Source organism: Propionivibrio sp., from assembly GCF_047602565.1.
In the GTDB taxonomy this organism is placed as follows: domain Bacteria; phylum Pseudomonadota; class Gammaproteobacteria; order Burkholderiales; family Rhodocyclaceae; genus Propionivibrio.
The window spans coordinates 4764234-4776353 of the sequence record NZ_JASGGX010000001.1 but is presented as its reverse complement, the minus strand read 5'-3'; the positions used below and the strand labels follow the sequence as shown (position 1 = coordinate 4776353).

Here is a 12120-nt window from a genome sequence, read left to right as displayed (position 1 = left end):
AGGAACGGACGATGAGGGGGCGCAGCCGGGGAAAAGTATGGGAACGCGAGATGTTTCCGGGGGTTCTGCTGATCCGCGGAATCGATGTATGCACTGAGTTTCGCAGACATACGCATCGCTCCATCCTGGTTGGCGTGGTGTGGAAGGGGCGGCGGCGGATTGCCGGAGAAGGGGAGGAACTGGACGTCCGGCCGGGCGAAGGCTTCATCCTGCCTGCCATGTTCCTGCATCGCTGCGTCTCCCAGGGCCTTCACAACTACAGGATTGCCGGCATCCATACCGATTTCTGGGCAGCGGCCGTAGGCCGCATTCCGTCTCGCGCGCGTCGTCTTGAACCGGGAAGCGCGCCGCTCCTGGCGGCGAGGCGGCTCATCGCCTGCCTGCGCGGCGCTCCCGATGCGGCAAGCTTCGGGGAAAAATTGAGCCGCCTGGCCGAATCGCTCGACGAACCCGCGGCGACCGCCGCAGCCGCTATGCCGATGCCGGAAAACGTCCGGGCGGTTCGCGCTTATCTTGATGAGCACTTCACGCGGCTCGTCCGCCTGAACGAACTGGCCAGCCTGGCCGCATGCACCCCAGCCACCATCAATCGACTGTTTCGCCAATCGATCGGGCTCCCGCCTTACGAATATCTCATGCAGAACAGGCTGCGCGCCGCCGCGAGGCATTTGCGCGATGGCGCGTATTCCCTGGCCGACATTGCCGCCGAAACCGGCTTTGCCGACCAGAGTCATCTGCAACGGATGTTCAAGAGGGCATTTGGGACGACCCCCAAGGTTTATAGAAACCGAGGGTAACGAGACCCTAGGCGTTTGCCGGACTGAACGTCGCGAGCAGCGTCACACCCTCTTCGCCCGCGCGGACGGAATGAGGACAGCCGGCTTGAATCGTGGCGAGCATTCCGGGGAAGTACTCCAGTTCGGAGGTACCGAGCGATGCCTTGGCGTCTCCACGAATGACCAGATGCAGCTCGCACTGCGTCGGGTGGCTATGTGTTTCCAGCGCGCACCCAGCCTCGACGCGGACAAGATATTGACTCAGGCGGCCATTGCTCGATTGAGCGTCGACCAGGGCCTTCATGCTGACGCCAGGGAATTTCGGATGCGCTTTCCAGGGCGCGGCCGTTCTTTGCTCAAGCGAGGTGAACACATCGTTTACGCCGGTCATACGATTCTCCTGTTGTTGACGGAGAACGTACTGTGATTCACAGCGACGACCGCGTATTGAACGATCTTGATTTCCGCAGACTCGGGTACGCATGTCTGCGGCGTGGCGGGCGCGTTCAACTTCTAACAAAGAGGATTAATTTATAAAAATAACTCTTTGTTTAATTTAAATCTTCCTTCTTCACTACGGGCAGTCTGAGGACTTCGATACCTTCGTCGCGCAGGGCTTCGAATTCCTTTTCGCTGGCCTGCCCGCGGATCGAGCGTTCCGGGGCTTCGAGGTAGTGGATCTTGCGCGCCTCGTTGGCGAATTCCGTGCCGACGTCCTCGCTGTTGGCGATGATCGCCGAGACGAGTTTCCGGTAGGCGTTCAGCAGTTCGCCCTGCGGGGTGACCACCGCCGCGTTCGCGGGCGGCGGCGCCTGCTCGGGCGTCTTGCCGAGATGCACGGCCGACGGGACCCGGCGAATCTCCCCGGACCCGCAGAAAGGACAGGCGACCAGCCCGTCCGCGAGCTGTGCGTCGAAGGCGTCGGCGGACTGGAACCATCCTTCGAAGCGATGGCCGTTGCTGCATGTCAGGTCGAAAATGATCATTCGGATACGCCGCTGCGCGGCAAGTCACTGTGAGCGGGCTGAAGTGTACCAGATCGGTCGGGAACGTTCCGGCGCCGCATTTGGCGCTACGATTGCAGTTTTCCGTTTTTGGGGAAGCAACGCATGTTCGAACGCATCGATACCCTGCTCCGGGAGTCCGGCGCGCGCTACCGGGTGATCCGCCACCCCGCCGAGGGCAGCTCGGAGAAGGTCGCGCAGGTGCGCGGCACGCAGGTCGGCCAGGGCGCCAAGGCCATGCTGTGCCGCGTCAAGGAGCTGCGCGGCCAGCTCGTGCTGGCGATCCTGCCGGGAGACCGGAAGGTCGATTTCAGGAAGGTGGCGCAGGCCGTCGGCGGCAAGAAGGCCTCCTTCGCTTCGCCCGAGGAAGCCATCGACCGTACCGGCTGCGCGATCGGCGCCATTCCGCCGTTTTCGTTCTCGCCCGACATCCGGCTGGTCGTCGATCCGCAACTGCTTTCCCGGCACGAGGAAATTGCCTTCAACGCCGGCCGGCTGGATACCTCGATCGTGCTCAACGCCGCCGACTACGCGCGCATCGCCGAGCCGCTGCTGGCCGACATCACCGCCGACGACTAGCGGGGCGGCGTCAGGGCCGCGCCGCGCGCAGGCGCCGCCGGGCCTCGTACAGGCAGATCCCGGCCGCCACCGAAACGTTGAGGCTCTGCACCGAGCCGAGCATCGGGATGGTCACCAGCTGGTCGCAGGTTTCGCGCGTCAGCCGGCGCATTCCGTCGCCCTCGGCGCCGAGCACCCACGCGGTGCCCTGCGGCCATTCGGCGGCGTAGATGTCCGCCTCGGCCTCGGCGTCGGTGCCGACGATCCAGACGCCGCGTTCCTTCAGCTCGCGCAGCGTGCGCGCGAGGTTGGTCACGGTGATGTAGGGCACGGCTTCCGCCGCGCCGCTGGCCACCTTGATCGCGGTCTGGGTCAGGCCGACCGCGCGGTCCTTCGGCGCCACCACCGCGTGCGCGCCGGCCGCGTCGGCGACGCGCAGGCAGGCGCCGAGGTTGTGCGGGTCCTGCACGCCGTCGAGGATGAGCAGGAAGGGCGGCTCCTCCAGCGTGTCGAGCACGTCGTCCAGCGCCACGTGGCGCGCTTCGGAGGACACGCGCGCCACCACGCCCTGGTGCCGATGCCCGCCTCCGGCCATGCCTTCGAGCCGGGCGGCATCGACCGGCACGACCCGCACCGCGTGCAGCTCGGCATGCTTGAGCAGGTCGCGCACGCGCGCGTCGTGCCGGTCCGCGGCGACGAAGATTTCCAGGACGGCCCGCGGCTGATGGCGCAGCTTGGCGATGACCGCGTGGAACCCGTGGATGAAGCTAGTCTGGGACATGGGCGTCGTTTATCGGATGGAAGGGAGGGCGCGTATTCTAATCGGATCGCGCCTCATTTTCCCGTTGCCCGGCTTTTTTGCCGGCCGCGCGGACGCCCGGCCGGAGGAACGGCGTCCGGCGCCGCGTACGGGGCCGATTCGGGCGGCGTACCGAGCACGAAGTCGATGCGCCCGCTTTCCAGGTCGGCCCGCACCAGCCGCACGCGCAGGCGGTCGCCGAGCCGGTAGCGCTGGCCGCTCCTTTCGCCCAGCATCTGGTGCTTGGTGGCGTCGAACTGGAAATAGTCCTCGCCCAGCTCGGACACGTGCACCAGCCCTTCGACGTAAACCGCGTCGAGTGCGACGAACACGCCGAACGGGACGACGGCGGCAATCGTGCCGTCGAACTCCTCGCCGATGCGGTCGCGCATGTAGTAGCACTTCAGCCAGTTGACCACGTCGCGGGTGGCCTCGTCGGCGCGCCGTTCGGTCATCGAGCAATGCAGCCCGATTTCCTCCCAGTCCCCCGGAGAATAGTGCTTGCCGGCCAGCGCCGCCTTGATCGAGCGGTGCACCAGCAGGTCCGGGTAGCGCCGGATCGGCGAGGTGAAATGCGTGTAGTGCTCGTAGGAGAGCCCGAAATGGCCGAGGTTGTCCGGGCTGTACATGGCCTGGCGCAGCGAGCGCAGCATCACGGTCTGCAGCAGCTGCGCGTCCGGGCGGTCCCTGACCTTGTCGAGCAGCGCCGCGTAGTCCTTGGCCGAAGGGTTCTCGCCGCCGGCCAGGGTCAGGCCGAATTCCTTGAGGAAGCCGTGCAGGCTTTCCAGCTTTTCCGGCGTCGGCCCTTCATGGATGCGGTACAGGCTGGTCTGCTTGCGCTTCTGCAGGAACGCCGAGGCGCAGACGTTGGCCGCCAGCATGCATTCCTCGATCAGGCGGTGCGCGTCGTTGCGCGTGGTCGGCACGATGTCCCTGATCTTGCCCTGGTCGTCGAACAGCATCATCGTCTCGATCGTCTCGAAGTCGATCGCGCCGCGCCGGTCGCGCGCCTTGAGCAGAATCTTGAACAGCGCGTACAGCGACTGCAGCGGCTCCTGCACGGCCTGATGGAGCGCGCTCTCCGGCCGCGCAGCGCCGGAAAGCCAGCTCCACACCTGCGTATAGGTCAGGCGCGCCCGGGAACGGAAGACCGCGGGATAGAAGCGGTACTCCTTGATGGTGCCGCGCGTGTTGATGTCCATGTCGCAGACCATCGCCAGCCGGTCAACGTCCGGGTTGAGCGAACACAGGCCGTTGGACAGCTTTTCCGGCAGCATCGGGATCACCCGCCGCGGAAAGTAGACCGAATTGCCGCGCTCCATGGCCTCGCGGTCGAGCGCCATGCCGGGCTGCACGTAATGGCTGACGTCGGCGATCGCCACCACCAGCCGCCAGCCCTTGCCCTGCTTCTCGGCGAACACCGCGTCGTCGAAGTCCCTGGCCGTTTCGCCATCGATCGTCACCAGCGGCAGGTCGCGCAGGTCGACGCGGTCCGCCCATTCCGACTTGCGCACCTTGTCCGGCAAGCGCTCCGTTTCCGCCGTCGCCTGCGCCGAGAACTCGAACGGCAGATCGTGCTTGCGCAGCGCGATCTCGATCTCCATGCCGGGATCGGCGTAGTTGCCCAGGACCTCGACGATCTGGCCGATCGGCTGCGAGTGCCGGTCGGGCTGCTCGATGATCTCGACCACCACCACCTGCCCCGCCTTGGCCTTGAGCTTCTTCTCGGCCTTGCGCTCGGCGACGATCAGGATGTCCTGGCTGATGCGCTTGTTCTCGGGCACCACGACCGTGATGCCGTGCTCGATCAGCACGCGCCCGACGACGCGGCTGTTGGCCCGTTCGAGCACCTCGACGATGGCGCCCTCGCGCCGCCCCTTGCGGTCGAAGCCGATCACGCGGGCCAGCGCGCGGTCGCGGTGCAGCACCTTGGCCATCTGCTTGGCGTCGAGATAGAGATCCTCGCCGCCGTCGTCCGGGACCAGGAATCCGTAACCGTCGGCGTGCCCCTCGATACGTCCCGCGATGAGGCTGGCCCGTTCCGGCAGGATGTAGGCGCCCTTGCGGTTGCGCATCAGCTCGCCTTCGCGTTCCATGGCCGCGAGGCGCCGCCGGAACATCTCCTCCTCGCCCTTGTGAATGTCCAGCAGGGCGCACAGCTGATCGTAGCTGACCGGCTTGCCCTGCTTCTCCAGAAGCATCAGCACATATTCGCGGGACGGCAGCGGTTGCTCGTACTTGGCCGCCTCGCGCTGGAAATACGGGTCTTTTTTTCGTGTTTTCGACAGTTTTGTTGACATTTTTCCTTAGTCCATTAAAATGCGCCCTTCTTCGGAAACGCCCAGGTGGCGAAATTGGTAGACGCGCCAGGTTCAGGTCCTGGTGGTGGCAACACTGTGGAGGTTCGAGTCCTCTCCTGGGCACCAATAATACGCCAAATACCCAATAAAATCAAAAAGTTGGGTATATAATTCCCGTTCCGTGATTACCCTCAAGCTGCTGGCCGGCATGATCGCCGTAGCCGTCCTCTGCCTGCCGTTCTGGGCCCGAGGCAGGAAAATCCTTGCCGGCTTGTCCAGGATGCTGCTGTGGGGCGTGTGCGCCATCACGGCCGTCACCGCGCTCGCGGTGCTCGTCGAAGGCAACGGCGATCCCCGCAAGCTATGCGCCGCACTCCTGCTGGGCGTCTTCGTGGTCTATACGGCGCTGGTCGCCAGGTCGCTGCGCGCAAAAAGCAAGAATACCGTCCGCGACGCCGGCAAAATCTAGCGGGCCGGTTCGGCCGGCCTCCCTTGCCATCACAGCAGGCCCGCCAGCCAGGCGACGATGACGGCCAGCCCGGCGACGTCGATGAGCGCGCCCAGCGCCAGTCTGACGGGATGTCTGCGGAATGAAGTGGTGATTTCCTTGGTCACGGCGGCCCCCTTTCCCCGGCCTGCCATTTGGGCAAGAAATTTTTCCCGAGGTTCCAGGGAGCCGGTTCGGCGAAGCGTCCTATCGGGGACCGCGCTCCCGCCGCTCGGCCCTGCCGGCGTGCAACCCGCTACAGGAAGCGTTCGGCATTGGCCAGATCCAGTTTCACCTGTGGCATTTCGCCGCGCGTCAGGCAACCGGTGACGAACGCGCGCTGCACTTTCGGGACGCCGGACAGGATGGCCATGGTGAACGCCACGTCCGCGGCGGCGTCGGTGCTGTTTTCATCCAGCACGACGTTCAGCGTGCTCAGGCGGATCTGCCGGGTTTCGAAGCGGAGGTAGTTCTCCGAATTCTCCAGCACGTCGCGCAGGCATTCCAGTTCGTATTCGAGCACCGATTGCGCGCTGCCGTATTTTTCCATCTGCCGCTCGTTTTCCAGGAGCTGGGTTTCCAGTTGGCGTTGTTCAACGCTGTCCGGAGCGGCGTCGAACAGCGACCCCAATCCAGGCCCCTGTTGCTGCAGGAGCCGCAGCCGGGCGCGGATCAGGTTGCGGCTGTCCTCCAGCCCGCGCAGCCCTTCCCGGGTCTCCGATATTTCCGTCATCGCCTGGGCCACGAGATATTCGAAGGACTGGACTCCGAGCAGGCGCCGGATCTCGGGTTCGGTATGCCCGCAGATGCGCACTCTCGGCACGGAAAAGTCGATGACCGTCTGCGCGATGTCCCGCTGCACCACGTCCCCCTGCAGCGAGGGCGCCTGCACATGGCGTTCGTTGTAGGTCATGCCCAGGATGATGGAGGCCTGTTCGGCGTCGGCGTACTTGTCGAAGAACGTCCGCAGGTTGCGGGAGCGGCCGAGCACCACCGGCAGATCCGGCGCCCGGGCGAAGAAAGCCCGCAGCACCGGCTCGCTCGCCCAGTTGGCCTCCGAGACCGGGATGGGCGGCGGCATCACCGAGATCTTGTCGCGCAGGTAGGCGATGCATTTCTCCACCGGCTGGCGGAGTGTTTCCTCGCAGGAGTCGAGCAGCTTCAGGCGCGGGTTGGTCAGCGTGACGGCCTTGTCGATGGCCTGCGCCACGACTGCGTCGGAAAAACCTTCCGGATCGAACTGCGCCGGCCGGTTCTTGAACCAGTCAAGAAGTCCCATGATTGATCCCCACTCCCAGTACGGACAGCGTTGGTCAAAGCGAAGAACCGGCAAGCTGCCGGTTCTTCGGGTTCAGACTTCGGTGTTCCGGTTTCCGCTCATTGGAACGGGTGCCGGCGCAGGATCGTTTCGCCCCGCTCCGGACCGGTGGAAACGATGTCGATCGGGATTTCGCAGAGCGTCTCGATCTTCGCCAGGTAGGCGCGCGCCGCCGCGGGCAGCGCCTCGAAGGAGGTCAGCCCCACCGTGGATTCCTGCCAGCCCGGCATGGTTTCGAGAATGGGTTCGCACGCCGCGACGTCGTCCGCGCCCATGGGCAGCAGGTCGACGACCTGGCCGCGCAGGCGATAGCCCGTGCAGATCTTCAACTCGGGCAGGCCGTCGAGCACGTCCAGCTTGGTGATGCACAGCCCGGTCACCCCGTTGATCTGCGACGAGCGCTTGAGCGCGGGCACGTCGAACCAGCCGCAGCGGCGCTTGCGCCCGGTCACCACGCCGAACTCGCGCCCCTTCTGCGACATCTGGCAGCCGGGAGTGCCGGCCGTCTCGATGTCGAGTTCGCTCGGGAATGGTCCGCCGCCGACGCGCGTGCAGTAGGCCTTGGTGATCCCCAGCACGTAGTGCAGCATGCAGGCGCCGACGCCCGAGCCGGCGGACGCCTGGCCGGCGACGCAGTTCGATGAGGTGACGAACGGATAAGTCCCGTGATCGATGTCCAGCAGGGTGCCCTGCGCGCCCTCGAAGAGCAGGTTGCCGCCGGCCTTGTTGATGGCGTGCAGCGCCGCCGAGACGTCGGTCACCATGGGCTTGATCTGCTCGGCGTCGGCCATCGCCTGCGCCAGCACGCTCTGGTAGTCGATGGCGTCGGCGCCCAGGTACTTGGTCAGCACGAAATTGTGGTAGTCCAGGTTTTCCTTGAGCTTTTCGGCGAAACGCTCGGGGTAGAAGAGGTCGTAGACCCGCAATGCGCGGCGCGCGACCTTGTCCTCGTAGGCCGGCCCGATCCCCTTGCCGGTGGTGCCGATGCGCGCGTCGGCGCTTTTCGCCGCCTCGCGCGCGCGGTCGAGCGCCGAGTGGTAGCCGAGGATCAGGGCGCATCCCGGGCTGATCTTGAGGCGCGAACGCACCTCGATGCCGCCGGCCTCGAGCTCCTTGATCTCGCCGAGCAGGTGATGGATGTCCAGCACCACGCCGTTGCCGATGAAGCAGTCCACGCCCTGGTGCACGATGCCGGACGGAACCAGGTTCAGCTTGTAGACCTTGTCGCCGACGACGAGCGTGTGCCCGGCGTTGTGCCCACCCTGGAAGCGCACCACGCCCTTGGCGTGATCGGTCAGCCAGTCGACGATCTTGCCCTTCCCCTCGTCGCCCCATTGCGTGCCCACTACGATGACGTTCTTTGCCATTTGCTTCAATCCCCGTTGATTGCCTGAATGATCCAATGTCCGTTCTCCAGCGCCAGCCGCCTGTCGCACAGCGGCCCTTCGACCCGCGTCTCGTCCGGCAGCAGTTCGACCACGACGTTGCCCGCGGCCCGCAAGGCGGCGATGCGCATCGCCAGCGCCTCGTCCTTGGCGGCATGCGGCGCCAGGATGGCGCCGGCCGGTTTCTCGCCTTCGGTCAGGCGGGCGATCGCGCGCAGGTCCATCGAAAAGCCGGTGGCCGGCCGGGCGCGGCCGAACGCCTTGCCCACGCCGTCGTAGCGGCCGCCTTGCGCGATCGCGCCCGGCAGGCCGGGGAAGTAGGCGGAAAAGACGACGCCGTTGTGATAATTGTAGCCGCGCAGGTCGGCGAGATCGAACGACAACGGCAGATCCGGCAGCGCCTGCTGCAGCACCTTCAAGGTTTCCAGCGCCGAGAGGATTTCCGGCAGCGCCGGCAGCTGCGCGCGCGCGCCGTCCAGCAGATCGATGCCGCCGTAGAGTTCCGGCAGGCTCAAGAGTGCTGACCGGTAAGGCTCTTCGACAGCGGCGCAGCACTCGCGCAGGCCGGGGATGTCCTTGGATTGCAACAGCAGCAGGATCTTCAGCTCGGCGTCTTCATCCAGATGCGCCGCCCTGGCCAGCGCCCGGAAGACGCCGGCATGGCTGATGTCGATCCGCGACGCCGGCGTGCCGGCCGTCCTGAGCGCCCGGTCCATCAGGCGGATCACTTCGATGTCGGCCTCGATGCCGGAATAGCCGTAAAGCTCCGCGCCGAGCTGGATCGGCTCGCGGCTCGCGGCGAGCGAGGCCGGCAAGGTGTGCAGGACGCTGTCGCAATAGCACAGGCGGGTCACGCCCTGTCGGTTGAGCAGATGGGCGTCGATCCGCGCCACCTGCGGCGTCATGTCAGCGCGCAGCCCGAGCGTCCGCCCCGACAGTTGGTCGACCAGCTTGAACGTCCTCAGCTTGAGATCGCCGCCAGCGCCGGTGAGCAGCGAATCGAGATACTCCAGCATCGGCGGCATGACGTGTTCGTAGCCATGCGCGCAGAACATGTCGAGGATCGTTCTCCTCAGCCGCTCGATCCGGGCCGTCTCATGGGGCAGCGCATCGGCGATGTGCTCGGGTAAAAGCCAGTTCATTGAAAAATCGTCAAGAGAATTATTCCGGCCAGCATCGAGGCCAGGCCGACGAAGCGGATCTGCCCGTCGGTGAATTGAATCAGGCGGCGAAACGTGTCGCGCCACACCGTCGGCGCGATGAACGGTACCACACCTTCGAGAACGAGCATCAGCGCGAAAGCGGCGAACAGCGTGTCGGTCATTTGCCGGTGGACTTGTCGCTGCCGTGCCCCATGCTCCTCATGTACTTGAAGAAGTCCGAATTGGGTTCGATCACGAGAATGTCCGACTTGCCCTTGAAGCTGCCGCGGTAGGCTTCCAGGCTGCGGTAGAAGGCGTAGAACTCGGGGTTCTGGTTGAACGCCTGCGCATAGGTCGCCGCCGCCTTGGCGTCGCCCTCGCCCTTGACCTTCTGGGCTTCGCGATACGCTTCCGCCACGACCACTTCACGCTGCCGGTCGGCATCCGCGCGGATCTTTTCCGCCTCGGCGGCGCCTTCGGAACGCAGCTCATTGGCCACGCGCTTGCGCTCGGCTTCCATCCGCCGGTAGACCGAATCGCTCACTTCCGCCGGCAGGTCGACGCGCTTGACCCGCACGTCGATGATCTGCACGCCGATCTTGCGCGCGTCGAGATCGGCTTTCTGCCGCATCTGCTCCATGATCTTGTCGCGTTCGCCCGAAACCACGTCATGCACCGTGCGCTTGCCGAACTCTTCGCGCAGGCCGGCATTGACGGTCTGCGACAGGCGCGTCTTGGCGCGGGCTTCGTCGCCCGCGACGGAGATGTAGTACAGCCGGGGATCGATGATCCGCCACTTGACGAACGAGTCGACCAGCACGTTCTTCTTCTCCGACGTGATGAAGCGCTCCGGCTCGGCGCTGTCGAGCGTCAGGATGCGCTTGTCGAAATAGCGCACGTTCTGGATCAGCGGCCATTTGAAATACAGCCCGGGGTTCGCGATGACTTCGCGCACTTCGCCCAGCTGGAAGACGATGGCGTGCTGGCGCTGATCGACCGTGAAAATCGACGTGGCCAGGACGGCGATGACCGCCGCCACGAGCGCGGCAGCAAAGTTCAGAGCTTTCATCAGCGCGCCTCCCGGTCACGTGAACGCAGGGCATCGCGCGAGCGCGTATCGGCCCTGTCCATGGTTTGCGGCAGCAGATCGCCCGGCGCGGCGCCGCCCGATCTTGCCGACGCCGCCGGGTCCGTGCCGGCGCCGGTCTGCGGCAATACCCCGCCCGCCGCCTGCATCAGCTTGTCCAGCGGCAGGTAGAGCAGATTCCCCTGCCCCTTGGCGTCGATCATGACCTTCGTGGTGTTGGTATAGACCTGCTGCATCGTTTCCAGATAGAGGCGATTGCGCGTCACTTCCGGCGCTTTCGCGTACTCCGCATTCAGCTGCCGGAACCGGTTGGCATCGCCCTCCGCGGTGGCGATCAGCCGCTGCCGGTAGCCGTCCGCTTCCTGGAGCAGGCGCGCGGCCGTACCCCGGGCCTTGGGAATGACGTCGTTGGCATACGCCTGGCCTTCGTTCTTCTGCCGTTCGCGGTCCTGCCCCGCCTTGACCGCGTCGTCGAAGGCCGCCTGCACCTGTTCCGGCGGCTGCGCGTTCTGCATCGTCACCTTGGAGATCAGGATGCCCGTCTTGTAGCGGTCGAGAATCTCCTGCATGAGCTCGGCCGCCTTGACGGCGATCTGCTCGCGCCCTTCGTAGAGCACGAAGTCCATCTTGCTCTTGCCGACGATCTCGCGGATCGCCGTTTCCGCCGCCTGCATGACCGATTCGTCCGGCCCCCGGTTGTTGAACACGTAATCGACCGGGTCCTTGAGAATGTACTGGACCGCGAACTGGATGTTGATGATGTTCTCGTCGTCGGTCAGCATCAGCGCTTCCTTGAGCACCTTGTTCTTCTCGCTGCCCCGGTAGCCGACCTCGAGCGTACGCACGCCGGAAATATTGACCAACTCATGCGACTGGATCGGATAAGGCAGGCGCCAGCGCAAGCCCGAGTCGGTGCTCTCCTTGTACCGGCCGAACTGGAGCACGAGCCCGCGCTGCGAGGCGTCGACGATGTAGAAGCCGCTGGCCAGCCACACCAGGATGACGACGGCGATCAGCAGGCCGATGCCGCCGCCCAGGAACTTCGGGTTGAAATCGACGGGCGGCAGGCCGCCGCCGCTGTTGTCCCCGTTGCCGCGCCCGCCACCTTTCTTGCCGAACATGCCGGAAAGCCTCTGGTTCAGGTCGCGCCACAACTCTTCGAGGTCGGGCGGCCCCTGATTCGGCCGTTTTCCGCCTCCGTTATCGTTGCCGCGGTTCCCCCACTGAGGATCATTTAGCGACATAAGCACTCCGATAGTCGAAA

General features: G+C 65.2%; 13 protein-coding genes and 1 tRNA gene. 4 read left to right on the top strand and 10 right to left on the bottom strand.

The genetic code is table 11. The annotated features are described in order from the left end of the window. Positions 1 to 11 precede the first annotated feature (11 nt). On the top strand, positions 12 to 797 hold the full coding sequence (locus QM701_RS22640) for a helix-turn-helix domain-containing protein (protein WP_415169249.1): 786 nt from the start codon (positions 12 to 14) through the stop codon (positions 795 to 797). A 7-nt stretch (positions 798 to 804) separates the two neighbouring features. Here QM701_RS22640 and QM701_RS22635 read toward each other — a convergent pair whose 3' ends face one another. Then, the gene (locus QM701_RS22635) at positions 805 to 1167 is read right to left on the bottom strand and encodes a cupin domain-containing protein (protein ID WP_415169248.1); all 363 of its coding nucleotides are present in this window, start codon (positions 1165 to 1167) and stop codon (positions 805 to 807) included. Positions 1168 to 1327: 160 nt separating this feature from the next. Further along, complete coding sequence (locus QM701_RS22630; RefSeq protein ID WP_415169247.1) at positions 1328 to 1762, bottom strand: DUF1178 family protein; 435 nt, start codon at positions 1760 to 1762, stop codon at positions 1328 to 1330. A gap of 123 nt (positions 1763 to 1885) precedes the next feature. Between QM701_RS22630 and QM701_RS22625 the strand changes: the two genes are divergently transcribed. Further along, complete coding sequence (locus QM701_RS22625; RefSeq protein WP_415169246.1) at positions 1886 to 2359, top strand: YbaK/prolyl-tRNA synthetase associated domain-containing protein; 474 nt, start codon at positions 1886 to 1888, stop codon at positions 2357 to 2359. A 10-nt stretch (positions 2360 to 2369) separates the two neighbouring features. On the opposite strand, the gene rlmB is transcribed toward QM701_RS22625, so the two are convergent. Together rlmB and rnr are read right to left on the bottom strand one after the other, a co-directional pair. Continuing rightward, positions 2370 to 3119, bottom strand: a complete 750-nt coding sequence (gene rlmB, locus QM701_RS22620) for a 23S rRNA (guanosine(2251)-2'-O)-methyltransferase RlmB (protein WP_415169245.1) — start codon at positions 3117 to 3119, stop codon at positions 2370 to 2372. A 53-nt stretch (positions 3120 to 3172) separates the two neighbouring features. Continuing rightward, a complete protein-coding gene (gene rnr, locus QM701_RS22615; RefSeq protein WP_415169244.1) occupies positions 3173 to 5437 on the bottom strand; it encodes a ribonuclease R in 2265 nt (754 codons plus the stop codon). Positions 5438 to 5476: 39 nt separating this feature from the next. Here rnr and QM701_RS22610 point away from each other — a divergent pair. Both QM701_RS22610 and QM701_RS22605 read left to right on the top strand, forming a co-directional pair. Then, positions 5477 to 5563 (top strand) — tRNA-Leu (locus QM701_RS22610). 55 nt (positions 5564 to 5618) lie between these two features. Then, entirely contained in the window at positions 5619 to 5906 is a 288-nt protein-coding gene (locus QM701_RS22605) for a hypothetical protein (protein ID WP_415169243.1), read from the top strand. A gap of 274 nt (positions 5907 to 6180) precedes the next feature. On the opposite strand, the gene QM701_RS22600 is transcribed toward QM701_RS22605, so the two are convergent. The 6 genes from QM701_RS22600 to hflK all read right to left on the bottom strand — a co-directional run bounded on the left by QM701_RS22600 (position 6181) and on the right by hflK (position 12100). Continuing rightward, positions 6181 to 7203 carry a hypothetical protein gene (locus tag QM701_RS22600; protein WP_415169242.1) on the bottom strand — a complete coding sequence of 341 codons (1023 nt, stop codon included), beginning with the start codon at positions 7201 to 7203 and terminating at the stop codon, positions 6181 to 6183. A 98-nt stretch (positions 7204 to 7301) separates the two neighbouring features. Then, entirely contained in the window at positions 7302 to 8609 is a 1308-nt protein-coding gene (locus QM701_RS22595) for an adenylosuccinate synthase (protein WP_415169241.1), read from the bottom strand. A 5-nt stretch (positions 8610 to 8614) separates the two neighbouring features. Continuing rightward, on the bottom strand, positions 8615 to 9769 hold the full coding sequence (locus tag QM701_RS22590; RefSeq protein ID WP_415169240.1) for an ATP phosphoribosyltransferase regulatory subunit: 1155 nt from the start codon (positions 9767 to 9769) through the stop codon (positions 8615 to 8617). Further along, positions 9766 to 9951, bottom strand: a complete 186-nt coding sequence (locus QM701_RS22585; RefSeq protein WP_415169239.1) for a DUF2065 domain-containing protein — start codon at positions 9949 to 9951, stop codon at positions 9766 to 9768. Before QM701_RS22585 ends, QM701_RS22590 begins: the two co-directional genes overlap by 4 nt. Continuing rightward, positions 9948 to 10838 (bottom strand): protease modulator HflC, encoded by an 891-nt coding sequence (gene hflC, locus QM701_RS22580; protein ID WP_415169238.1) that lies wholly within the window; start codon positions 10836 to 10838, stop codon positions 9948 to 9950. Before hflC ends, QM701_RS22585 begins: the two co-directional genes overlap by 4 nt. Continuing rightward, positions 10838 to 12100, bottom strand: coding sequence for an FtsH protease activity modulator HflK (hflK, locus tag QM701_RS22575; RefSeq protein WP_415169237.1), 1263 nt, complete (start codon positions 12098 to 12100; stop codon positions 10838 to 10840). Before hflK ends, hflC begins: the two co-directional genes overlap by 1 nt. Positions 12101 to 12120: the final 20 nt, after the last annotated feature.

Bases quoted from the DNA above. Each gene is read 5' to 3' on its own strand.
- rnr (WP_415169244.1), bottom strand. From the start codon at position 5,437: ATGTCAACAAAACTGTCGAAAACACGAAAAAAAGACCCGTATTTCCAG.
- QM701_RS22590 (WP_415169240.1), bottom strand. From the start codon at position 9,769: ATGAACTGGCTTTTACCCGAGCACATCGCCGATGCGCTGCCCCATGAG.
- QM701_RS22635 (WP_415169248.1), bottom strand. From the start codon at position 1,167: ATGACCGGCGTAAACGATGTGTTCACCTCGCTTGAGCAAAGAACGGCC.
- hflK (WP_415169237.1), bottom strand. From the start codon at position 12,100: ATGTCGCTAAATGATCCTCAGTGGGGGAACCGCGGCAACGATAACGGA.
- hflC (WP_415169238.1), bottom strand. From the start codon at position 10,838: ATGAAAGCTCTGAACTTTGCTGCCGCGCTCGTGGCGGCGGTCATCGCC.
- QM701_RS22640 (WP_415169249.1), top strand. From the start codon at position 12: ATGAGGGGGCGCAGCCGGGGAAAAGTATGGGAACGCGAGATGTTTCCG.
- QM701_RS22595 (WP_415169241.1), bottom strand. From the start codon at position 8,609: ATGGCAAAGAACGTCATCGTAGTGGGCACGCAATGGGGCGACGAGGGG.
- QM701_RS22600 (WP_415169242.1), bottom strand. From the start codon at position 7,203: ATGGGACTTCTTGACTGGTTCAAGAACCGGCCGGCGCAGTTCGATCCG.
- QM701_RS22585 (WP_415169239.1), bottom strand. From the start codon at position 9,951: ATGACCGACACGCTGTTCGCCGCTTTCGCGCTGATGCTCGTTCTCGAA.
- rlmB (WP_415169245.1), bottom strand. From the start codon at position 3,119: ATGTCCCAGACTAGCTTCATCCACGGGTTCCACGCGGTCATCGCCAAG.
- QM701_RS22630 (WP_415169247.1), bottom strand. From the start codon at position 1,762: ATGATCATTTTCGACCTGACATGCAGCAACGGCCATCGCTTCGAAGGA.
- QM701_RS22625 (WP_415169246.1), top strand. From the start codon at position 1,886: ATGTTCGAACGCATCGATACCCTGCTCCGGGAGTCCGGCGCGCGCTAC.